The sequence below is a fragment of the Sphingopyxis sp. genome, assembly GCF_016793825.1.
Taxonomy (GTDB): Bacteria; Pseudomonadota; Alphaproteobacteria; order Sphingomonadales; family Sphingomonadaceae; genus Sphingopyxis.
On sequence record NZ_JAEULM010000030.1, the window covers coordinates 98,204 to 119,501 of the forward strand.

Consider the following 21,298-nt stretch of genomic DNA (forward strand, 5'->3'; position numbering starts at 1 on the left):
TTAGAGAAATGCCGGCTGAATTGAAATTAAATGTCCCAAGTACTGACAATGTCATCATATTCGGGGCGCGGGCGTTCGGACAGGTCTGCTCCCGCAGTGCCAAGGAAGAAATAGCCGACGATGGTGTCGCCGTTGCCGACTCCGAACGCCTGCGCGACGGCCGGGCTATAGGCGGCCCAACCGGTAAGCCAGCTACCAACGAATCCATGGGCGTGTGCGGCGTGGAGAAGGTTCATGCCGACCGCGCCTGCCGACATCTGTTGTTCCCAGATGGGCACCTTGCTGTCCCGAACAGGGGTCGAGATCAGTACCGCGAGGCTTGGTGCCTGATGCGCGAACTGGTCGAGTGCCGACAGGTCCATTCCCGCAGCGCCTGGATTTTCGGCGACCCATGCGTTTTTGAGCAAGGTCGCGAACGCTTCGCGCTGGTTTGCCGCGATTGTGACAATCCGCCATGGCGCAAGCTTGCCATGGTCGGGCGTGCGCAGCGCGAGCGCGATGATGTCGCGCAGTTCGTTGGCGTCGGGGCCGGGGGCGATCATGTCGCGTGCCTTGCCCGAGCGACGGGTGGCGAGGTGCGAGCGGAGAGTGCTGGTGTCGTTGAACATGGGAGGTATTTGACGATCTTCGCGCACATCCGCAAGTGTTGCGAATGATTCGCAATAAATTTTCTTGCGGGTTCGATATGGTTTCACGCGCAATTAGATTCTTCCCTTGAGCAATTTTCGCGCTAGGTTACGCGATCATTACAGCAAGGGGGTGGGATTTCCGCGGAGCGGAATGCGGCATCCTCGCAATCAAAACATACCGGGGAGCCCGATTGATGACGAACGAAGTGGACCAGACCGCATCGCTGGAGCCAGGCGCGCCGCCTGCCGATGTCCGCATGATCCACCCCGGCGACCACAATGGCTGGTTCGGCCACCCCCGGCAGTTGAAGCGCCTGTTCACCACCGAGATGTGGGAGCGTTTTGGCTACTACGGGATGCGCGCCATCCTGACGCTGTATCTCGCGAACCATTTCCTGTTCAGCGACACGACGACCGCCGGCATTTATGGTGGTTTCACGGCACTGGTGTACCTGACGCCGCTGATCGGCGGCCTGATCGCAGACCGCTATCTGGGTTCGAAGCGATCGGTGAAGTTCGGCGCGATCCTGATGGCGCTCGGCTATTTTACCCTCTGTTTCGGCGGCGATACCGCGAAACCCTTCGCGACGATCGATGCGCAGCGTTATGACGTCACGATCGAGGCGAAAGCCGATGGCGGCGGGGACGCGCGGTTCGTCACCGTCGATGGCCAGAAGCTGGAAATCCGCGGGAACGAGGACAAGTCGGTCTCGTTGCTCAGCGCGGACGGCGCCGAAGCACGCAAGATCGCGCCCGAAAACTTCAAATCCGATGCCGAGCGTTCGCCGATGTTTATCGCGATCCTGCTCGTCGGCCTTGGCCTCGTCACGGTCGGCAACGGTTTCTTCAAGCCCAATATCTCGACCATCGTCGGTTCGCTTTATGACGATGGCGACCGCCGCCGCGATGCCGGTTTCACCATTTTTTACATGGGCATCAACCTCGGCTCGCTGGTCTCGCAATTCTTCTGCCCGATCCTTGCCGAAGCGGTCGGCTGGTGGGCGGGTTTCGGCCTTGCGGCGATCGGCATGACCTGTTCCTGGCTGCTGTTCCAGTTCGACGGCGGGCGCCTCAAGGGCTATGGCGAACGACCGGAAGGCGCCGATCCGAAGAAGGACTGGCTGATCTACGGCGGCGCGCTCCTCGCGATTCCGCTGGTCTATTTCCTCTTTTCGAACCTCATGGGCTATGTGAAGCCGGAAGCGGGCACCGGCCTGATCGGTTATCTGTCCACCCTGCCGATCATGGGCAAGGTCATGTTCGGAACCTTCATCCTCGCGATCCCCGGCATCCTGGCCTGGGCGTGGTTCGCGGGCAACCGCACCGAATTCCAGATGATGCTCGCCGCGATGGTGCTGATCGTCTTCAACGTCGTGTTCTGGACGCTGTTCGAACAGGCGGGGTCCTCGCTGACGCTGTTTGCCGAACGCAACACGATGCTCGAGATCGGCTGGACCCAGCCGCTGTTCGCGATGTTCCGGTCGCTTCCCTTCACTTATTATCTGTTCTTCGCCGCGGTGTTCGGCGGGGTGGCCTGGCTGGCATGGTGGTTCTTCTCGCGCGGGGAAGACGCGGCCGTGAAACGCACGATGGCGATCGCATGGATCGTCGTCGGCGTTGCCGCGATGATCGGGATGCATATCGCCCGGATGAACGGGTTCGGCAGCGAGCGCGTCTATGTGATGCCGGCCGGACAGACGCAGATCTTCAACGCGCTGTTCATCGTTCTGCTGGCGCCCGTGTTCAGCATGCTGTGGAACGCGCTCGCGGCGCGCGGGCTTGAACCCAATATCCCGGTCAAGTTCGGCGTCGCGCTGATGGGCGTCGGCGCGGGCTTTCTGTTCCTCGTCTGGGGCTCGCAGTTCGCCGATAGCCGGGCGCAGGTCGGGCTGGTCTGGCTCGCCGGTCTCTACCTGATCCACTCGATCGCCGAACTGTGCATTTCGCCCGTCGGGCTGTCGATGATCACCAAATTGTCGATCGCGCGCGTTGTCGGGTTGATGATGGGCGTCTGGTTCCTGTCGATCGCGACCGCGCAATATGTCGCGGGCATCGTCGCCCAGTTTGCGAGCGTCGAGACGGTCGGCGGACAGGTGGCCAACCTGAAGGTCAGCCTTGATACCTATGTCGGCGTATTCCAGACGATCGGGCTTGTTTCGATCGCGATCGGCGGCGTGCTGCTGCTATTGGCATGGCCGCTCAAATATCTGATGCACGGCGTTAAATAAGGGGTTCCCGAACATGCGTTTATCGATCGCGGCGTTGCCGCTGCTCGCCCTTGCTGCCTGCACGTCCGGGGCCGGCGGCCCGCAATCGGCGGGGGACAAGCCCGCCGCGACCGCATCGGCCGAAAAGCCGGTGAAGTTCAACAAGGACCCTTATCCTTCGACTTACAAGGCGTATCCCAGCCGCCTGACGGTCGTGAAGAACGTCACCATATTTGACGGCGAAGGCGGGCGGATCGACAATGGTTCGATCGTTCTGTCGAGCGGCAAGGTCCTGTCGGTGGGCGGCCCCGACATGGAACTGCCGACCGACGCCGACGTCTATGACGGCACCGGCAAATATCTGACGCCGGGCGTGATCGATATCCACAGCCATCTGGGCGATTATCCATCGCCCAGCGTCGAAGCGCATTCCGACGGCAATGAGGCGACGGGTCCGATTACGGCCGAGGTGTGGAGCGAACATAGCGTCTGGCCGCAGGATCCCGGTTTCACGCGCGCGCTTGCCAATGGCGGTATCACGACGCTGGAAATCCTGCCGGGCAGTGCGAACCTGATGGGCGGCCGCTCGGTCGTGCTGAAGAATGTTCCGGCGCGCACGGTGCAGGGGATGAAATTCCCCGGTGCGCCCTATGGCCTGAAGATGGCGTGCGGCGAAAATCCGAAGCGCGTTTACGGCAGCAAGGGCCGGATGCCCTCGACCCGCATGGGCAATATGGCGGTCGATCGCCAGACCTGGGCCAAGGCCGCAGCGTACAAGAAGAAACTCGACGAAGGCAAACCCGTCGACCGCGACCTCGCGATGGAAACACTGGCGGGCGTGCTGTCGGGCGAAATCCTCGTCCAGAACCACTGCTACCGCGCCGACGAAATGGCAAATGTCATCGATATGAGCCACGAGTTCGGGTACAAGGTGTCGGCGTTCCACCATGCGGTCGAGGCCTACAAGATCGCCGACCTGCTGAAGAAGGAAGGCATTTGCGCCGCGATGTGGGCCGACTGGTGGGGCTTCAAGATGGAAGCCTATGACTCGGTGCCCGAGAATATCGCGCTGATGTACAAGGAAGGCGCGTGCACGATCGTCCATTCGGACGACGCGAACCAGATCCAGCGCCTCAATCAGGAAGCGGCCAAGGCGCTTGCCGCCGGTCGCCGGATGGGCATGCAGATCAGCGACGAACAGGCATGGACCTGGCTTGGCATCAATCCGGCGAAGGCCATCGGCCTGCAGGACAAGATCGGCAGCCTGAAGCCCGGCAAGATGGCGGACGTCGTGCTGTGGAATGGCAATCCGTTCAGCGTCTATACGCGCCCCGAAAAAGTTTGGATCGACGGCGCGCTGATGTTCGATGCGAATGATCCGAAACGGCGGCCGGTGACCGACTTCGAACTTGGCCAGCCGGGCGAAGGAGACGTGAAATGATCCGGACTCTCCTTCTCTCCGCCGCCGCGCTGATCGCGCTTCCCGCCGCCGCGCAGGATATCGCGATCACCAACGCGAAGCTGGTCATCGGCGACGGCAGCGCGCCGATCGAGGGCGGCACCGTGGTCGTCCGCGGCGGCAAGGTCGTCGCGGCGGGTGCGGGCGTTGCGGTTCCGGCCGGCATCGAGCGCGTCGATGCGCAGGGCCAATATGTCACGCCGGGTATCGTCGCGGCGTTCAGTCGTGTCGGGCTGGTCGAGGTGGATGCGGTCACCGGGACCAACGACCGCTCTGCAACCCGGTCGCGCTTCTCGGCCGGGCTCGACATCGCGCCCGCGCTCAACCCCATGGGTTCGCCGATCGCGGTCAATCGCGCCGCCGGTGTCACCCGGGCGATCGTCGCGCCGGGCAGCAGCAGCAATCTGTTCGCCGGACAGGGCGCGGTCGTCGATCTGGCCGATGATATGGACATGGTGACGCGGGCGCGCGCGCTGCAATATGTCGCGTTCGGCGAGGATGGATCGGCCCAGGCGGGGGGGAGCCGCGCGGCGACTTTCCTGCTGTTCCGTGAACAATTGCTGGCAGCGCGCAGCTATGCCCGTAACCCCGGCACGCTGGCCGAGTGGGGTAATGACGCGATGATCCAGCGCGCCGATGCCGAAGCGCTGGTGCGGGTGATCAACGGCACGACGCCGCTGTTCGTGCGCGTCGATCGCGCCGCCGACATTCTGAATGTGCTGAAGCTTCGCGACGAATTCCCCGCGCTCAAGCTTGTTCTTGTCGGGGCGACCGAGGGATGGCTGGTCGCGCACAATATCGCGGCGGCGAAGGTCCCCGTGCTGGTTTCGCCGCTGAGCGACCTGCCCGACAGTTTCGAACGGTTGGGTGCGACGCAGTCGAATGCCGGGCGGATGAAGGCGGCGGGGATCGACGTGTCGGTCGGCGTGTTCGACGATGATGACGCCCACAAGATGGGATATACGACGCAATATGCCGGCAACCTCGTCGGCCTGTCGCGGCTGCCGGGTGCGAGCGGGCTGACGTGGGATCAGGCGTTCGCCTCGATCACGAGTGCGCCGGCGCGGGCAATCGGCATGGACGGGACGATCGGTTCGCTGAAGGCGGGCCGCGTCGGCGATATCGTGATCTGGGACAAGGATCCGCTCGAACTCGGCAGTCGTCCGACGATGGTCTGGATCGACGGCAAGCGCCAGTCGCTCGTCACGCGTCAGGACCGGCTGCGCGATCGCTATCTGACGCCGGTCGAAGGGGCTTTGCCCAAGGCGTATGACAGGTGATAATGTCGGGTGAGGGCGTTCGTCCCCAATTCCTCATCCCGGTGAAGGCCGGGTTCTCGACGTAGCGACCACGCACGGGCGAGACCCCGGCCCGCGCCGGGGTGACGATTTGACGATGAACGGCCCCGAAAGGAGAGGGGCCGTTCATGCAACCCATGTCGCTTTTGATCACGACCTGCGTCCTGTTCGTCGGGACGCATTTCGCGTTGTCGCATCCGCTTCGCGCCGGGCTCGTGGCGCGACTGGGCGAACGTGGCTTCCTGATCACCTATTCGATCGTCGCTATCGCGACCTTTGTCCTGATCGTGCAGGCGTGGCGCGGCATGCCGCCCGAGCCACCGCTCTGGATCGTCGACGATCCGCTGTGGATGCTTGCGTCCGTGCTCGTGCTGTTTGCGAGCATCCTGTTCATGGGATCGCTGATCGGCAATCCGGCGCTGCCGGCGCCGAACGCCGCAGCGGCAACGCAATCCGCGCCGCGCGGCGTCTTCGCGATCACGCGGCACCCGATGATGTGGGGATTTACACTCTGGGCGCTGGCGCATGCGCTGGTGATGCCGACCCCCGGACAGATCGTGCTTTCATCGACCATCGCATTCCTCGCGCTCGTCGGATCGGCGGGGCAGGACGCGAAGAAGGCGCAGGTGATGGGCGATAGCTGGCGACACTGGGCGGCACGGACGAGCTTCGTTCCGTTCGCGCGGCAAGTCGGGGGTGTCACGCCGTGGGGCGATACGATCCCGCGCGGTCATGCGTTGTTTGGTGGCATCGTGCTGTGGCTTGTCGCGACATGGGCGCACGGCGCGCTTGGTTTCATGGCGGCCGGGTTGTGGCGCTGGGTAGGATAGGGACGCGATGAACCGCGAGGAAAAGATCGCCGACCTGTCGCTGCGGCTGCTGGGCCGCGCTTATGATCAGCTCGATCCGGCGGAACAGCGCGTCATTGGCGCGATTGCCGAGCGCCAGCCGACGAGCCGGGATCCGGGCGACGACGATGATGACGATGAAACGGCGCGGGGCAGTTTCGGCGACCGATTGGCCGACAGGGTGGCGGCGGTCGGTGGGTCTTGGGGTTTTATCATCGGTTTCGGCATCGTGCTGTTCGTGTGGATGCTGGTCAATTCGAAGGCGCTCGAAAGTCTGGGCCTGACCTTCGATCCCTTTCCGTTCATCTTTCTGAACCTGATGCTGTCGATGCTGGCGGCCATTCAGGCGCCGGTGATCATGATGAGCCAGAATCGGCAAGCGGCAAAGGACCGGCTGACCGAAAAACTGGACTATGAGATCAATCTGCGCGCCGAGCTGGAGATCATGCGGCTGCACGAGAAGCTCGATCAGCTGCGCTTTCACGAACTGCGCGACAAGGTCGACGAACTGTGCACGCGGCTGGGCAAGGACGGTTGAGCCAAGGGCGGTTCGGGGTGGGCACCTGATCGGTGCTGGCCCACCCCCAACCCCTCCCGCCTGCGGGAGGGAAGAAGAACCTCCGCAACCGGTCGAAACCGGCCGCTGCCGCCCTAAAGCCGCACCATCCGCATCCCCCGTTCGCCATAGCGCGGTCCGCTCGTCCCGCCTCGGGGGGCTGCCGCGTCGATGGCGGCAAGGTCGTCGGCGGTCAGCGTCACGTCGGCGGCGGCCACGCTGTCTTCCATCGTCGCGCGGCGTTTGGTGCCGGGGATGGGGACGATGTCGTCGCCCTGTGCCAGCAGCCAGGCCAGCGCGATCTGGGCGTTCGAGACGCCATGCCTTGCCGCCACGCCGGCGATCGCATCGACGATCGCGAGATTGGCGGGAAGATTTTCTTCCGAGTATCGCGGATCGTTGCGGCGCCAGTCATTCTCCGGCAGTTCGTCGCGGCTGCGGATCGTGCCCGCCAGGAAGCCGCGGCCGAGCGGCGAATAGGGAATGAAGCCGACGCCGTTGTCGCGGCAGGCGGCCAGGATTTCCTCTTCGACGTCGCGTTCCCAGATCGAATATTCGCTTTGCAGCGCGGTGATCGGCGCGACCTTGGCGGCGCGGCGGATCGTGTCGGGGCCCGCTTCGGACAGCGCGATGTGGCGGACCTTGCCCTCCTTCACCAGGTCCATCATCCCGCCGACGGTCTCCTCGATCGGCACCGACGGATCGACGCGGTGCTGGTAGAACAGGTCGATCGTGTCGATGCCGAGCCGCCGGAGCGATCCTTCGCAGGCGCGGCGGGCATTCTCCGGCGAGCCGTCGATGCCGACGACCTCGTTGCCGTCGAAGCGGAAGCCGAACTTGGTCGCGATGACCAGACCGTCGCGTTTGCCCCTGATGGCTTCGCCGAGCAGTCCTTCGTTGCTGAACGGCCCATAGAGTTCGGCGGTGTCGAAGAAGGTGACGCCCAGATCGATCGCGCGATGGAGGGTGCGCGTCGATTCATCGAGGTCGGCGGCTTCGCCGTACAGGATATTGCCGCTCTTGATCATCGGCATGCAGCCGATACCGATCGCGGACACTTCAAGGCCGTGGCCGAGCTTGCGATATTTCATGGCGTCTCTCCTGCTGGGGGTGCATTATCATCGGTGCCGTTGGCGGCATATCTGGTCGCGGCGACGTCGGCGACGACATTGCCGAGGGTGCGGAAGATGTCGGGGAAGGTTTCGACCGCGACCAGCAGACCGAGCGGCGCGACGGGCACACCCATCGATATCGCGATCGGCGCGATCGAAGTCACGAAGCTGATCGAGCCGGGAAGGCTGACCGACGACAGCGCGGCGGCGAGGGCGACCGCCAGCCCGATCGCCATTTCCCATGGCGTCAACTGGATGCCGAACAGCCAGGCGAGGTAGACGACGACCGCGAGGTTCATCGCCGGGCTGGTGAAACGGAACAGCGCAACCGCGAGCGGCAGGACGATGTCGGCCTTCTTGGGATCGACGTCCAGATCGGCGGCGGCCCGAAGCATCGCGGGCAGGCTGGCCAGCGAGCTTTGCGTGCTGAGTGCGACGGCGAACGTCGGCACCATCGCCCGCACGAAGCGCCGCAGGGGAATGCGGACCACGAAGGTGGCGAGCAGGAGCCCGAGAATGATCGTGCAGACGCCGATGGCCGAGAGCATCAGCACATAGTGCAAGAGCCCGCCGAACGCCGCGACGCCGGCCTTGACCGCCAGCGCGTAGCCAAGCGCGAATACCCCAATCGGCGCAAGCGCGAGTACCCAGCCGATCACGACCAGCATCGCATCGCCGAGCGCCTTGAAGAAGCCCGAAAGGGTCGCACGCTCTGCGGTGCCGATGCGGGTGATCGCGAAGGCGAATATGGTGGTGAAGACGATCAGCGGCAGGATCGCGCCTTCGGCAGCGGCGGCGATCGGGTTCGTGGGAATCAGCGACAGCAGAAAGTCCGCGAAATGAGGAGATGTCGCCGCTTCGGTGCTGCCGCCGAGACCGTGGCGCAGTCCCTCGGCCGCGCCGATGGACATCGGGAAGGCGCGCAGCAACAGGGGCAGAACGAGCAAGGTCATCAGGCCGGCCAGAAGGTTGGCGACGATAAAGATCGCGACCGCCCGTCCCGCCAGTTTGCCGGCGCGCGCGGCGTCGGCCGTCGCGGTGATGCCGGTGATCAACAATGCGACGATCAATGGGACGATCGTCATCTTGAGCGCGTTGAGCCAGAGCAGGCCGATGGGTTCAATGAAAGGCAGGGTGGCGGTGCCGGTCGCCGGCGACACCATCTCGACGGCGATACCCAGAAGCATGCCGACGACCAGCGCCGAAAGGATGATCCATGCGGATTTCAAGTTCGATTCTCCCGGTGCCGGTCCCGGCCAGCTTGCCAAGCCAAAAAGGGTGACCTAGGGCCGTCCGGTGTGCGGGGTGGGCTCTTGTCCTGCCCAACGGATTAAGTAGCAGAGGTGGCATGCGCAAGTTTTTCGGAACCGACGGGATTCGCGGGCTCACCAACCAGGTTCCGATGACCGCGGAAACCGCGATGCGCGTCGGCATGGCAGCGGGCGCGCATTTCCTGCGCGGCGACCACAAGCACCGCGTCGTCATCGGCAAGGACACGCGGCTATCGGGCTATATGCTCGAAAATGCGCTTGTCGCCGGCTTTACCAGCGTCGGTATGGACGTCGTTCAGGTCGGCCCGATGCCGACGCCGGCGGTCGCGATGCTTGCCCGATCGATGCGCGCCGACCTTGGCGTCATGATATCGGCCAGCCACAACCCGTTCCACGACAACGGGATCAAGCTTTTCGGTCCCGACGGGTACAAGCTGTCCGACGAGGACGAAGCCCAGATCGAGCATCTGCTGACGGTCGAGCCCATGCTTGCCCGACCCGGCCAGCTTGGCCGCGCCAAGCGGATCGAGGACGCGCGCGGTCGATATATTCATGCGGTCAAGCAGAGCCTTCCCGAATCGGTGCGGCTCGACGGCCTGAAGATGGTTCTCGATTGCGCGAATGGCGCGGCCTACAACAGCGCGCCCACCGTCTTTTGGGAACTGGGGGCCGATGTCATAACCGTGGGCGTCACCCCCAACGGGACGAACATCAACGACAAGTGCGGATCGACCGCCCCGGGCCTGTTGCAGGAAACCGTCGTGGCGAGCGGTGCCGACATCGGTGTCGCCCTCGACGGCGATGCCGACCGGCTGATCGTCGTCGACGAGAAGGGCGCGATTGTCGACGGCGACCAGATCATGGGATTGATCGGCGCGAGCTGGGCGCGGCAAGGGCTGCTGAAGGGCGGCGGGGTCGTCGCGACCGTCATGTCCAACCTTGGCCTCGAACGTTTTCTCGCGGGGGAAGGGCTGAGGCTCGAACGCACGAAGGTCGGCGATCGCTATGTCCTGGAACGCATGAAGAGCGGCGGGTTCAACGTCGGCGGCGAACAGTCGGGCCACATGATCCTGTCGGATCATGCGACGACCGGCGACGGCACGCTCGCCGCGCTGCAGGTGCTGGCCGAGCTGGTGCGGTCGGGCAAACCCGCAAGCGAATTGCTCCACCAGTTCGATCCCGTCCCCCAGCTTTTGAAAAATGTCCGCTTCGCGGGCGGCAAGCCGCTTGAAAACGCCAATGTTCAGGCGGCGATCGCCGAGGGCGAGGCCGCGCTGGCCGGGCGCGGCCGCATCGTTATCCGCGCATCAGGCACCGAGCCTGTCATTCGCGTCATGGCCGAAGGCGACGATGCCGGACAGGTAACCCAAATTGTCGATATGATCTGCGACGCGGTGCGCGTCGCGGCAGGAGAATAGATATGCTCGAAATGCGACCCGATTGCGAAAAATGCGGCCGCGATTTGCCGGCGGATATCCACGGCGCCTTCATTTGCTCGTTCGAATGCACTTTCTGCGCCGATTGCGCCGACAAGCTCGACGAACGCTGCCCGAACTGCGGCGGCGACCTGCTCGACCGGCCGCTGCGCGAAGGCGCGGCGCTGCACAAGTTTCCCGCCTCGACGGAGCGGAAATTCAAGCGTTGAGCCTTCTCCTTTTTCGTCACGTTGAACGGGAGGGCGTGTCGTGACCGCGCGCGTCCTGATCGTCGCCGGCTCGGACAGCGGTGGTGGCGCAGGTATCCAGGCCGATATCAAGACGGTGACGATGCTCGGCGGGCATGCGATGACCGCGATCACGGCGATCACCGCGCAAAATACGCTGGGCGTGCAGGCCGTTCATCCGATCCCGACCGCGATGGTGCTGGCGCAGATCGACAGCGTCGCCGGCGACATCGGCGTCGATGCGGTGAAGATCGGGATGATCGGCAGTGCCGAGACGGCTGCCGCCGTCGCCGAAAGGCTGGCACAGCCCGACCTTGCGCAAGCCGCCGTGGTGTTCGATCCGGTGATGGTCGCAACAAGTGGTTCGGTGCTTGCGGATGCGCCGACGATCGCGGCATTTCGCGCCCTGCTTCGTCGCGCGATGGTCGCGACCCCCAATCTGCCCGAACTCGATGCCCTGGGCGGAGAAGAGGCGGTGCTGGCACACGGTTGTTCGCTGCTCGTCAAGGGCGGCCATGCCGAAGGCGAGACGGTGATCGACCGGTTGCTGGAGGCGGACGAGGGCGACGTCGCGCGCTGGGAGGCGCCGCGCATCGCGACCCCGCACAGCCATGGCACCGGATGTACGCTCGCGAGCGCCATCGCGACGGGACTCGCGCAGGGCATGCCGCTTGAACCGGCGATTGCGCGCGCGCGCGATTTCGTGCGGCTCGCGCTGCTCGACGCGCCGGGGTTGGGGCAGGGGCATGGTCCCATGGGCCAGCAAAACGTACGCAACGACGGGCTGTTCACCGGCCCCGCGCTCAACCAGATGACGCTCCCCGCCGATGATTACGGGACATCGGTGGCGTTTTACAAACAGCTCGGCCTGACGCAGATCGTCGACAGCCCGTCGAACGGCTATGCGCGGTTCGAAGCGGCGAACGGCGTCACCCTGTCGATTCACGTCGGCGACGGCGAACCGGGCGGTGCGACGACGTATCTGGAAAGCGGGGCGCTCGATGCCTGGGTCGCCTATCTGGCCCGGCGCGGCGTGACGTTCGACCAGATGCCGAAAGATGAGGAATGGGGCTGGCGCGAGGCGCGGCTGGCCGATCCCGCAGGCAACCGGCTTTGCCTGTATCAGGCGGGCGAATATCGGCGATATCCGCCATGGCGATTATAATCTTCCTTCCCGCCGGGGGGAGGGGATGGGCGCGAGCGAAGCAAGATCTTGCCGCCGATATGACCCACCCCGCTGCGACTAGCGAGCAAGCTCGCAAGTCTCGCCACCCCTCCCGCTTGCGGGCGGGGAGACCATGCTGATCGTCGGGGTGGACGAGGCGGGGCGCGGACCGCTGGCGGGGCCGGTGGTCGCCGCGGCCGTCTTGCTTTGCGACGGCGGCATCGCCGGGCTGGACGATAGCAAGAAGCTGACGGCGAAGCGTCGCGCCGAACTGGAGACCCAGATCAAGGCGCGTTGTCGCTGGGGTATCGGCGAAGCCAGCGTGGCCGAGATCGACCGCATCAACATCCTGCAGGCGACGTTCCTCGCGATGACGCGCGCCGTCGAGGCGCTGGGCTTTGAGCCGCACGAGATTCTCGTCGATGGGAACCTCCTGCCGAAATGGCGCTATGCCGCGCGTGCGATCGTCGGCGGCGACGCGCTCCATCCCTGCATCTCTGCCGCAAGCATTCTGGCCAAAGAGCATCGTGACCGCTTCATGACGCGCGTTGCCCTGGATTATCCCGGTTTTGGCTGGGAGACGAATATGGGCTATGGCACGGCTCGACACCTGGAGGCGTTGCGGCAACATGGGCCGACCCCGCACCACCGGACCAGCTTTGCGCCGGTCGCACAGATGATACTGATCTGACGAGCAGGAGAGGGCGATGCGCAGCGGATTTACGGCCGATGACGTCGCGGACCAGACGGGGCGGCGTTTTCTCGTCACCGGCGCCAATGCCGGTCTCGGTTTCGAAACGGCGAAAGTGCTGGCGGCGCGCGGAGCCCATGTCGTGCTTGCGTGCCGCGACAAGGATCGCGCCGCGGCGGCGATGGATCATATTCGGGCGGACACTCCCGGTGCGGAGCTGTCGTTTCAGCCACTCGACCTCGCCGACCTCGATCATGTCAAGGACGCGGCAGCCGCAATTCTCGGCGGGCCGCGCATCGACGTCCTAGTCAACAATGCCGGCGTGATGATCCCGCCCCGAACGCTCACGAAGCAGGGATTCGAGCTGCAGTTCGGCGTCAATCATCTTGGCACCTTTGCCTTCACGGGGCTCGTTCATCCGCACGTCGACGATCGCATCGTCATCACCGCCAGTCTCGCGCACAAGGGCGGGGCGATGGACTATAGCGATCTGTCGGCAAGCCGGACCTACCATCATTGGCAGCGCTACCAGACCAGCAAGCTCGCGAACCTTCTGTTCATGTTCGAACTCGACCGGCGGCTTGGCGCCGCGGGCCGCGCGACGCAGGCGATCGGATGCCATCCGGGAGTGGCGCTGACCGAACTGACGCGGCACCTGCCGCTGCCGCTCAGGACGATGACGCCGCTCGCCGCGCCCTTTTTCAACAGTGCGACGCAAGGGGCATGGCCGACGCTGCAGGCAGCGACCGGCGCGCATGTCCAGGGTGGCGATTATCTGGGGCCGCAGGGACTGGGCGAGGTGTCGGGCCGGTCGGGGCCGGCGCGCGCGACGCGCGATGCGCGCGATCCGAAACTGGGGCGCGAGCTGTGGCAGCGGTCGGTCGAACTGACCGGGGTCGATCCCGGCCTTTAGGATCAGGGCTCATGGCTTCGCAGCCTGGAGGATCAAAATAAATTCGGCTGTGAGTCTTCCCGGCCACACTACCAGTGGTTGAGTCTCCGATTCGTCCCAGACTCCATATGTCGTGGCAGACTCGTTTCGTTCTCCTGCCGTTAACCATATCGACACGCAGAATCCCTAGAATCCGTGACTTGACGGCGGACTCCGCCGGACTCATCAGGGCCTTCTTTCGGGTTTGGACAGGGGCGAAACATGGGTGTGATGGAACGGGTCAAGGCGCCGGCGGTAAAGCAACGCGCACCCAAGGCGGCGCCAGCGCGGGCCGCCGCGGACCTGCCGCTCGACAGCATCCTGCAGGGCGATTGCGTCGAGATGATGCGTTCGCTGCCGGCGGCAAGCGTCGACATGATCTTCGCCGATCCGCCCTATAACCTCCAGCTTGGCGGCGATCTTCACCGTCCCGACGGCAGTCAGGTCGACGCGGTCGATGACGAATGGGACAAGTTCGACAGCCTCGCCACCTATGATCGCTTTACCCATGCCTGGCTCGCGGAGGCAAAGCGCATCCTGAAACCGGGTGGCAGCATCTGGGTGATCGGAAGCTATCACAATATCTTCCGCGTCGGCGCGGCGTTGCAGGATCAGGGGTACTGGATCCTCAACGACATCGTCTGGCGCAAGGCGAACCCGATGCCCAATTTCAAGGGCACGCGCTTTACCAATGCGCACGAGACGCTGATCTGGGCGTCGATGGGCGAGAAGGCGCGCTATACCTTCAACTATCGCGCGATGAAGACGCTCAACGACGAGTTGCAGATGCGCAGCGACTGGCTGATCCCGATCTGCGGCGGGCAGGAACGGCTCAAGAAAGGTGGCAGCAAGGTCCACCCGACGCAAAAGCCCGAGGCGCTGCTCTATCGTATCCTTCTTGCCTGCTCGAACCCCGGCGACGTCATCCTCGATCCCTTTTTCGGGACCGGCACGACCGGCGCCGTGGCTAAGCGCCTTGGCCGCCATTTCATCGGCATCGAGCGCGAGGATGACTATATCGAGGCCGCGCTGGAACGCATCGAGATGGCGCTGCCGCTCGACGAGAGCGCGGTGAAGACGATGATGGCGCCGCAGGCCGCGACGCGCGTCGCGTTCGGCACGCTGGTCGAGGGCGGCCTGATTCCGCCGGGAACGGTGCTGACCGACACGAAGCGGCGCTGGAAGGCGAAAGTCCGCGTCGACGGCAGCCTCGAATGCGATGGCCAGCCGGCGGGATCGATCCACAAGGTCGGCGCCGGCGTGCAAGGCGCGCCGAGTTGCAACGGCTGGACCTTCTGGCACGTCGATACCGGCAAGGAATTGCGCGTGATCGATGCGGTGCGGCAGGACTGGTTGCTGGCGAACGAGGCCTGATGTTCCAGCCGCTGACCAGGCCCGACCTCGGCAAGACGTGGGAGGACGCCCGCGTCTATCTGCGCCCGGCGTGTTTCGTCGACCGGCCGCACGAGCTTGACGACGACTGCCTGCGCATCGCCGATACGCTGATCTGGTTTGCGGCCTGGCATGTCAGCCTGCGCGATACCGACGGCATCAAGTCTGCGATCGTTCCGGTTCCCGAACTCGATGGCTGGATCGCGGCGATGCCTGATGCGCTTGCCGCATCGGCGCAGGCGCAGCGTGCGGCGGCTTTGCGGCCCCGCGGCAGTCTTCAGCTTGGCGAGCGCGTCGTGCGGCTGGGCGAACCGCAGCTTATGGGAATCCTCAACGTCACGCCGGACAGCTTTTCGGACGGCGGCAAGCATGTCGATACCGCCGCGGCCAGCGAAGCCGGCTTTGCGCTGGCGGCCGCCGGTGCGGCGATTGTCGATGTCGGCGGCGAATCGACGCGCCCCGGCGCGCCGCTCATCTGGGAAGGCGATGAGATCCAGCGCGTCGAGAGCGTCGTATCGGCGCTTGCGCGTGGCGGTGTCGCGGTGTCGATCGACACACGCAAGGCGGCGGTGATGGAGGCGGCGCTCGCGGCGGGGGCGACGATCGTCAACGATATCTCGGCGCTGCGTTACGACGAGCGCGCGATGGAGGTGGTGGCGAAAGCGGGTTGCCCGGTCGTGCTGATGCACGCGCCGTCGGCGAAGAGCGACCCGCACGAGGGCGGCGGCGCCTATGCGCACCCTGTCTTCGACGTTTACGACATGCTGGCCGATCGGGTCGCCGCGTGCCGGGCGGCCGGAATCGACCCCGCGAAGATCATCGTCGATCCCGGCATCGGCTTCGGCAAGGGCGTCGCCGACAATCTGGCGCTGATAAACGGGCTGGCCTTGTTCCATACCCTGGGCTGCCCCGTGCTGTTCGGGGCAAGCCGCAAACGCATGATCGGCGCGCTCGACAACGAAGCGCCCGCCGACCAGCGTCTGGGCGGCAGCGTGGCGCTTCATTATCAGGCGGCGGGGCAGGGCGCCCAGTTGCTGCGGGTCCACGACATCGCCGAAAACCGGCAGGCGCTGCGTGTGTGGCGCGGGCTGCGGGATGCGGCGCTGACGTCATGAAGTTTCTGGCAGCGCTGTTCCAGCTGCTGCTTGTCGGGCTTCCCATCGCATTGCTGTTCATGCCTCGGCGCGCCTATGGCTGGGTGCTGGCGGTGCTGGTGCTCGCGATCGGATTGATCGGCTGGCAGGTCAACCGGCCGATCAGCATGGCCGACGACTGGGCTCCGCTCGGTCGGATGGTCGCTACGGCCGCGATGCTGCTCTGGATCGGCGTTTACGTCTTGCGCATGGCGATCGATGCCATCGTAGCGATCAAATATTCGCGGCAGCCTATCGACTATCGGCCTTTCCGGGCTTCGCTTGCGATATGCGCCACGGGGTGGGCGGGCTGGCTGTTCGGGCCGCCGTTCGCGCGATGGTTTGGGGGCTGGCCGGTATTGCTTGCCGGCGTCGCGGCTGCCTTGTTTCTGATCGGACTTGGTCGGCGGGCCGATCGTGGGCAGTGGGTGCTTGTCGGCATCGGCGCGACGATCATCGCCGGGATCGTCGGTATATTGAGCTGGCCGTCAGCCGTCGCACGCGCTGCGGCCGATCGGGCGGCGGGGCAGCCCTATTGCATCATGATCGGCGACGGTGACGGCGATTATCGGCCCGCGCGCTCGATGCTCGATCTTTCGCCGCTCCTGATGCGCGCGAACGAGGCACCCTATCTCCGCAACCAGGATGCGTTGCTGATTTTCGATGCGGGCGGCGGGCTGCATTTCTCGTATCAGCGCAGGCGGTTCGAGCGCGGAAACGAAGGCGACGAATATGTCGACAATCCGCTCTGCGCAACGAAAGTCGATTTCGCGTCGGCGCTTCCCTATTGGTGAGGCGTCACGCCGCGGTATCGATCCCGAGGTCGCTCAGCTTGCGGTACAGCGTCGAGCGGCCAATGCCGAGGCGGCGGGCGACTTCGCTCATCCGGCCGCGGTAGTGGCCGATCGCGAGGCGGATGACGTCGGCCTCGATTTCCTCGAGCGGGCGGAGATTGCCGTCGGGCAGGTAAAGCGTGACGCCGATCGCCTCGCCGTTGATCGCGACATCGTCGCTGCCTCCGGGCGTGCCGCCGCCCAGCGCGGCTTCGATCGCCTTGAAATCGGCGCTGGTCAGGACGTCGGTCTTGCTCGCGGTCGCTGCGCGGAACAGCACATCCTGCAACTGGCGGACATTCCCCGGCCAGGCATAAGCGGCGAGCAGGCGCAGCGCGTCGTCGGTGACGCCGATCGGCCCCATGCCCGGAAGACCCCCGATGCGGGCGAGCAGATGGCGTGCGAGTGGACCGACATCGCCGCGGCGTTCGGATAGCGAGGGCAGCGTAAACTGCGCGGTCGACAGCGCGTAGAACAGGTCTTCGCGGAAGTGGCCGGCCTCGATCAGCTTGTCGAGCGGGCTGGTGCTGGTCGCAATGATCCGGACATCGACGCTCTGGCGGATCGAACCGCCGATCATCTGGACTTCGCCGGTGTTCAGAAATTCGACGAGCTTTGCCTGCGTTTCCAGCGGAATACATTCGACATGGTCGATGATGATGCTGCCGCCGTCGGCCTGGACCAGCCGGCCAAGCTGACGATCGAAGGCGCCGGGGAAGGCGCCGCGTTCGTGGCCGAACAGTCCCGATCCGATCAGTCCCGGCGATACGGCCGAGCAATCGACCATCACCAGCTGACCGCGTGCGCGGGGCGAGGCACCGTGGATAGCGCGGGCAAAGACTTCCTTGCCGGTGCCGGGCCGGCCGTTGATCATCACCGGGACGCGCGCGCGCGCGGCCTTCGCGGCGATCGCCAGCGCACTTCGGAAATTGGGGCTCGACCCGATGATTTCCTCGAACGCCAACGGCGCGCGCAGCTTTTCGGTGAGCGGGCGGAGTTCGCCCTGCGGGCCGCCTTGCGACACGATCCGGTCGAGCGCTTCCAGCAATCGGTCGGGCGCAATCGGTTTCTGGACGAAGTCACTGGCGCCGGACCGCATCGCGGCGACCGCGACTTCGACGCCGTTGCGCATGGTGATCACGATCAGCGGCAGCGCGGGGCGCCAGCGCCGTAATTCGGCGACGAACTCGGCAATATCCATGCCGGGTGTGCCCTGATCGACAAGGACGGCGTCGAGCGCCATGCCTTCCTGGGTGCCAAGCTTGGCAAGGGCGGTGTCCGTGTCGGCGGCGACGATGCTGCGCCAGCCGCCGCGCGACACCAGCGCCGACAGAAAGCGCTGCTGTGCAGGCTCGCTGTCGACGATCATCACCGTTCGCGTATCGCGCGTGCTGGCCATAGTCCCGATTCTGCCCTTGTTCGGCCACGTACGTGCCGGTTCCTCCGCTCAAGCGCTGTGATTTACGGCACATGGGTAAAGGGGCGATTAAGGCCGTTCGGCTTTTACCACAGCGGCGCGTTTTCGCGCCGGGGCCACTTGACCAGCGGCAAGGCATGGCTAAGACCGGCGCGACGCCCGATTCTGGAGCGCGCGCGAGCGCGTCCTTGTGGCGAGCAGGCAAAGGGGACAGGTCATGGCGGAACAGGAAATGAAGGCAGCGAACGAAACCTACGAAGGTTTCATCAGCTTGTTCAAGGTCGGCACGATCCTTTCCGTGATCGTCGCGATCGTCGTCGTTCTTTTGATCTCCTGACCGGCCTTCCGGCATGCGCATCGCAGTCTTGAAGGAGCTCGCCGCCGGCGAGACCCGCGTCGCCGCGACTCCCGAAACCGTGAAGAAATTCATCGGCCTCGGCGCTGAAGTTTCCGTCGAATCCGGTGCGGGCGAGGCGGCATCGATTGCCGACGCCGACTATGCCGCCGCCGGAGCAAGCGTTGGCGCACGCGCCGACGTGCTGAAAGGCGCGAACATCATCCTCGCGATCCAGGGGCCCGATCCCAAGGAGCTGAAGGGCTTTGCCGATGGCGCCTGGCTTGCCGCCGGATTGAACCCGTTCGGAGAAAGGGCGCGCGTCGATGCCTATGCGAAGCTCGGGCTCGAAGCGCTGGCGATGGAGTTCATGCCGCGCATCACCCGTGCGCAGTCGATGGATATTTTGTCGAGCCAGGCGAATCTCGCGGGATACAAGGCCGTTCTGATCGCGGCGAACGCCTATGGCCGTGCCTTTCCGATGATGATGACCGCTGCCGGCACCGTCAGCGCGGCAAAGGCGTTTGTGATGGGCGTCGGCGTCGCCGGACTGCAGGCCATTGCGACCGCTCGGCGGCTGGGCGCGCAGGTCAGCGCGACCGACGTGCGCGCTGCGACGAAGGAACAGATCCTGTCGCTTGGCGCCAAGCCGATCTTCGTCGAAAGCGTCGCGGGGATCGAGGGTGAGGGTGCGGGCGGTTACGCCACGGAAATGTCCGAAGAATATCAAAAGGCGCAGGCCGAGTTGGTGTCGGGACACATCGCGAAGCAGGACATCGTCATCACCACCGCGCTGATTCCGGGGCGTCCCGCGCCGCGGCTGATTTCGGATGCGCAGCTCGCGACGATGCGCACGGGCAGCGTGATCGTCGACATGGCGGCCGAAAGCGGTGGCAATGTCGAAGGGTCTGTGTCGGGCGAAGCGAAGAAGATCCATGGCGTTACTGTCATCGGCGCGAAGAATATCGCGGCGCTGATGCCCGCTGACACGAGTGCGCTGTTCAGCCGGAACCTGTTCAACTTCCTGTCCGCCTTCTGGGACAAGGAAGCGGGCAAGCCCGTACTCGACGAGGAAATCGGCAATGCCGTGCGCCTGACGCAGGGCGGCAAGGTCGTGAACGAGCGACTGCTCGGCTGAATCCGCTCAGGACTGTCTTTCTCCTGAAACTTTCGCGTCACAGGGCGCGTTGACTGGGGAGTGTTCCGCGGGTTCGGCGAATCCGCGGAATCCCGTCGTTGGGCAGGGAGAATTCGGATGAAGTCCATATGGCTGCTTACCGCAACACTGGCGGGCGGTCTGGCGCTCGCGGGGTGCAACGGCAATCCCGGACAGTCGAAGGCCGAAACTGCGGCGACGGGCGACGTTGTGACCGCCAGTAGCAATCCGACCGTCGGCGGCGCCGAGATGCTGCCGACGAAGACGATCATCGAAAACGCCTCGGCCTCGCCTATCCACAAAACGCTGGTAGCCGCATTGAAGCAGGCCGATCTGGTCGCGACATTGTCGGGCGCCGGGCCTTGCACCGTCTTTGCGCCCACCGACGAAGCTTTCGCTCAGATCCCTGCGGTGCAGCGCGACGGCTGGATGCGTGCCGCGCAAAAGCCGGTGCTGGCGGGCATCCTGAAATATCATGTCGTTCCGGGCAAGCTGACCGCAGCCGACCTCGATGCGAAAATCGCCGAGGGGAAGGGGCAGGCGGTGCTGGCGACGACGGACGGGCAGGACCTGATCGCAACGAAGAGCGATGGCGCCATTCTTTTGACCAGCGCGAGCGGCAACAAGGCGCTCGTCACCCAGGCCGACGTGCTTCAATCCAATGGGGTGATCCATGTTGTCGATTCGGTGCTGTTGCCCCGGATGTAAGCGGCCGAAGCAATTTTATTTCACGCAAGGCGCGGATTTTTCGCACGGGCGAAGTCCGCGCCTTTCTTTTTGGCAGCTTTGGAGTCGACACGTCCCCTTGCGCACGGCAAGAGGTGCGCCAAGCGGAATCAGCAGGGGAGCGGACCCGTGGACTTTATTTCGATTTTCTCGATTTTCCTTCTGGCCTGTTTCGTCGGCTATTTCGTCGTCTGGTCGGTGACGCCGGCGCTGCACACGCCGCTGATGAGCGTCACCAACGCCATTTCCTCGGTCATCATCGTCGGGGCGCTGATCGCCAGCGCGGCCGCGGGATCGCCGGTGTCGAAATGGCTTGGCCTCGCGGCGGTGGTGATGGCGAGCGTCAATATCTTCGGCGGCTTTGCGGTCACCGAGCGGATGCTCGCCATGTACAAGAAGAAAGAGCGCTGAGGCGCAGTTTTGTCGTCCCGGCGCAAGGCCGGGGTCGCGTCGATACGATTTGACGCGAGACAGCAT

21 protein-coding genes are annotated in these 21,298 nt (G+C 64.7%); 17 read left to right on the plus strand and 4 right to left on the minus strand.

The window, feature by feature from the left end; all coding sequences use genetic code 11:
* Positions 1 to 26: 26 nt before the first annotated feature.
* The gene (locus tag JNM03_RS09145) at positions 27 to 608 is read right to left on the minus strand and encodes a nitroreductase (RefSeq protein WP_294036143.1); all 582 of its coding nucleotides are present in this window, start codon (positions 606 to 608) and stop codon (positions 27 to 29) included.
* Positions 609 to 886: 278 nt separating this feature from the next.
* Between JNM03_RS09145 and JNM03_RS09150 the strand changes: the two genes are divergently transcribed.
* From JNM03_RS09150 to JNM03_RS09170, 5 genes are all read left to right on the plus strand, one after another.
* The gene (locus tag JNM03_RS09150) at positions 887 to 2,857 is read left to right on the plus strand and encodes a peptide MFS transporter (protein WP_294036247.1); all 1,971 of its coding nucleotides are present in this window, start codon (positions 887 to 889) and stop codon (positions 2,855 to 2,857) included.
* 13 nt (positions 2,858 to 2,870) lie between these two features.
* Positions 2,871 to 4,277 carry an amidohydrolase gene (locus tag JNM03_RS09155; protein ID WP_294036144.1) on the plus strand — a complete coding sequence of 469 codons (1,407 nt, stop codon included), beginning with the start codon at positions 2,871 to 2,873 and terminating at the stop codon, positions 4,275 to 4,277.
* Entirely contained in the window at positions 4,274 to 5,575 is a 1,302-nt protein-coding gene (locus JNM03_RS09160; protein WP_294036145.1) for an amidohydrolase family protein, read from the plus strand. The genes JNM03_RS09155 and JNM03_RS09160 overlap by 4 nt, the downstream gene beginning before the upstream one ends.
* 146 nt (positions 5,576 to 5,721) lie before the next feature.
* Positions 5,722 to 6,423, plus strand: coding sequence for an NnrU family protein (locus JNM03_RS09165; protein ID WP_294036146.1), 702 nt, complete (start codon positions 5,722 to 5,724; stop codon positions 6,421 to 6,423).
* Positions 6,424 to 6,430: 7 nt separating this feature from the next.
* Positions 6,431 to 6,979: a DUF1003 domain-containing protein gene (locus tag JNM03_RS09170; protein WP_294036147.1), complete on the plus strand. Its 549-nt coding sequence runs from the start codon at positions 6,431 to 6,433 to the stop codon at positions 6,977 to 6,979.
* A 113-nt stretch (positions 6,980 to 7,092) separates the two neighbouring features.
* Here JNM03_RS09170 and JNM03_RS09175 read toward each other — a convergent pair whose 3' ends face one another.
* A complete protein-coding gene (locus JNM03_RS09175) occupies positions 7,093 to 8,088 on the minus strand; it encodes an aldo/keto reductase (RefSeq protein WP_294036148.1) in 996 nt (331 codons plus the stop codon).
* The gene (locus tag JNM03_RS09180; protein WP_294036149.1) at positions 8,085 to 9,338 is read right to left on the minus strand and encodes a cation:dicarboxylase symporter family transporter; all 1,254 of its coding nucleotides are present in this window, start codon (positions 9,336 to 9,338) and stop codon (positions 8,085 to 8,087) included. The genes JNM03_RS09175 and JNM03_RS09180 overlap by 4 nt, the downstream gene beginning before the upstream one ends.
* 119 nt (positions 9,339 to 9,457) lie before the next feature.
* On the opposite strand from JNM03_RS09180, the gene glmM reads away from it, so the two are divergent.
* The 8 genes from glmM (at position 9,458) to JNM03_RS09220 (ending at position 17,149) form a co-directional block, all read left to right on the plus strand.
* Complete coding sequence (gene glmM / locus JNM03_RS09185; protein ID WP_294036150.1) at positions 9,458 to 10,798, plus strand: phosphoglucosamine mutase; 1,341 nt, start codon at positions 9,458 to 9,460, stop codon at positions 10,796 to 10,798.
* 2 nt (positions 10,799 to 10,800) lie between these two features.
* Entirely contained in the window at positions 10,801 to 11,025 is a 225-nt protein-coding gene (locus JNM03_RS09190; RefSeq protein WP_237837384.1) for a DUF1272 domain-containing protein, read from the plus strand.
* A gap of 40 nt (positions 11,026 to 11,065) precedes the next feature.
* Positions 11,066 to 12,208 (plus strand): bifunctional hydroxymethylpyrimidine kinase/phosphomethylpyrimidine kinase, encoded by a 1,143-nt coding sequence (gene thiD / locus JNM03_RS09195; RefSeq protein ID WP_294036151.1) that lies wholly within the window; start codon positions 11,066 to 11,068, stop codon positions 12,206 to 12,208.
* Between the two features lie 133 nt (positions 12,209 to 12,341).
* Complete coding sequence (locus tag JNM03_RS09200) at positions 12,342 to 12,899, plus strand: ribonuclease HII (RefSeq protein WP_294036152.1); 558 nt, start codon at positions 12,342 to 12,344, stop codon at positions 12,897 to 12,899.
* Between the two features lie 16 nt (positions 12,900 to 12,915).
* Entirely contained in the window at positions 12,916 to 13,812 is an 897-nt protein-coding gene (locus JNM03_RS09205) for an oxidoreductase (RefSeq protein ID WP_294036153.1), read from the plus strand.
* 240 nt (positions 13,813 to 14,052) lie between these two features.
* Positions 14,053 to 15,204, plus strand: a complete 1,152-nt coding sequence (locus JNM03_RS09210) for a site-specific DNA-methyltransferase (protein WP_294036154.1) — start codon at positions 14,053 to 14,055, stop codon at positions 15,202 to 15,204.
* A complete protein-coding gene (gene folP, locus JNM03_RS09215; RefSeq protein WP_294036155.1) occupies positions 15,204 to 16,337 on the plus strand; it encodes a dihydropteroate synthase in 1,134 nt (377 codons plus the stop codon). The genes JNM03_RS09210 and folP overlap by 1 nt, the downstream gene beginning before the upstream one ends.
* Positions 16,334 to 17,149 carry a hypothetical protein gene (locus JNM03_RS09220; RefSeq protein WP_294036156.1) on the plus strand — a complete coding sequence of 272 codons (816 nt, stop codon included), beginning with the start codon at positions 16,334 to 16,336 and terminating at the stop codon, positions 17,147 to 17,149. Before folP ends, JNM03_RS09220 begins: the two co-directional genes overlap by 4 nt.
* A 4-nt stretch (positions 17,150 to 17,153) precedes the next feature.
* On the opposite strand, the gene JNM03_RS09225 is transcribed toward JNM03_RS09220, so the two are convergent.
* The gene (locus JNM03_RS09225; RefSeq protein ID WP_294036157.1) at positions 17,154 to 18,587 is read right to left on the minus strand and encodes a sigma-54 dependent transcriptional regulator; all 1,434 of its coding nucleotides are present in this window, start codon (positions 18,585 to 18,587) and stop codon (positions 17,154 to 17,156) included.
* Positions 18,588 to 18,822: 235 nt separating this feature from the next.
* Here JNM03_RS09225 and JNM03_RS09230 point away from each other — a divergent pair, with 235 nt between their 5' ends.
* From JNM03_RS09230 to JNM03_RS09245, 4 genes are all read left to right on the plus strand, one after another.
* A complete protein-coding gene (locus JNM03_RS09230; protein WP_294036158.1) occupies positions 18,823 to 18,942 on the plus strand; it encodes an aa3-type cytochrome c oxidase subunit IV in 120 nt (39 codons plus the stop codon).
* A gap of 13 nt (positions 18,943 to 18,955) precedes the next feature.
* The gene (locus JNM03_RS09235) at positions 18,956 to 20,077 is read left to right on the plus strand and encodes an NAD(P) transhydrogenase subunit alpha (protein WP_294036159.1); all 1,122 of its coding nucleotides are present in this window, start codon (positions 18,956 to 18,958) and stop codon (positions 20,075 to 20,077) included.
* 117 nt (positions 20,078 to 20,194) lie between these two features.
* Positions 20,195 to 20,803 (plus strand): fasciclin domain-containing protein, encoded by a 609-nt coding sequence (locus JNM03_RS09240; RefSeq protein WP_294036160.1) that lies wholly within the window; start codon positions 20,195 to 20,197, stop codon positions 20,801 to 20,803.
* Between the two features lie 147 nt (positions 20,804 to 20,950).
* The gene (locus JNM03_RS09245) at positions 20,951 to 21,232 is read left to right on the plus strand and encodes an NAD(P) transhydrogenase subunit alpha (RefSeq protein ID WP_294036161.1); all 282 of its coding nucleotides are present in this window, start codon (positions 20,951 to 20,953) and stop codon (positions 21,230 to 21,232) included.
* Positions 21,233 to 21,298 lie beyond the last annotated feature (66 nt).

Coding starts and splice junctions, on each gene's coding strand:
- JNM03_RS09145 (WP_294036143.1), bottom strand. CDS start 608: ATGTTCAACGACACCAGCACTCTCCGCTCGCACCTCGCCACCCGTCGC.
- JNM03_RS09150 (WP_294036247.1), top strand. CDS start 887: ATGATCCACCCCGGCGACCACAATGGCTGGTTCGGCCACCCCCGGCAG.
- JNM03_RS09155 (WP_294036144.1), top strand. CDS start 2,871: ATGCGTTTATCGATCGCGGCGTTGCCGCTGCTCGCCCTTGCTGCCTGC.
- JNM03_RS09160 (WP_294036145.1), top strand. CDS start 4,274: ATGATCCGGACTCTCCTTCTCTCCGCCGCCGCGCTGATCGCGCTTCCC.
- JNM03_RS09165 (WP_294036146.1), top strand. CDS start 5,722: ATGCAACCCATGTCGCTTTTGATCACGACCTGCGTCCTGTTCGTCGGG.
- JNM03_RS09170 (WP_294036147.1), top strand. CDS start 6,431: ATGAACCGCGAGGAAAAGATCGCCGACCTGTCGCTGCGGCTGCTGGGC.
- JNM03_RS09175 (WP_294036148.1), bottom strand. CDS start 8,088: ATGAAATATCGCAAGCTCGGCCACGGCCTTGAAGTGTCCGCGATCGGT.
- glmM (WP_294036150.1), top strand. CDS start 9,458: ATGCGCAAGTTTTTCGGAACCGACGGGATTCGCGGGCTCACCAACCAG.
- JNM03_RS09190 (WP_237837384.1), top strand. CDS start 10,801: ATGCTCGAAATGCGACCCGATTGCGAAAAATGCGGCCGCGATTTGCCG.
- JNM03_RS09200 (WP_294036152.1), top strand. CDS start 12,342: ATGCTGATCGTCGGGGTGGACGAGGCGGGGCGCGGACCGCTGGCGGGG.
- JNM03_RS09205 (WP_294036153.1), top strand. CDS start 12,916: ATGCGCAGCGGATTTACGGCCGATGACGTCGCGGACCAGACGGGGCGG.
- JNM03_RS09210 (WP_294036154.1), top strand. CDS start 14,053: ATGGGTGTGATGGAACGGGTCAAGGCGCCGGCGGTAAAGCAACGCGCA.
- folP (WP_294036155.1), top strand. CDS start 15,204: ATGTTCCAGCCGCTGACCAGGCCCGACCTCGGCAAGACGTGGGAGGAC.
- JNM03_RS09220 (WP_294036156.1), top strand. CDS start 16,334: ATGAAGTTTCTGGCAGCGCTGTTCCAGCTGCTGCTTGTCGGGCTTCCC.
- JNM03_RS09225 (WP_294036157.1), bottom strand. CDS start 18,587: ATGGCCAGCACGCGCGATACGCGAACGGTGATGATCGTCGACAGCGAG.
- JNM03_RS09230 (WP_294036158.1), top strand. CDS start 18,823: ATGGCGGAACAGGAAATGAAGGCAGCGAACGAAACCTACGAAGGTTTC.
- JNM03_RS09235 (WP_294036159.1), top strand. CDS start 18,956: ATGCGCATCGCAGTCTTGAAGGAGCTCGCCGCCGGCGAGACCCGCGTC.
- JNM03_RS09240 (WP_294036160.1), top strand. CDS start 20,195: ATGAAGTCCATATGGCTGCTTACCGCAACACTGGCGGGCGGTCTGGCG.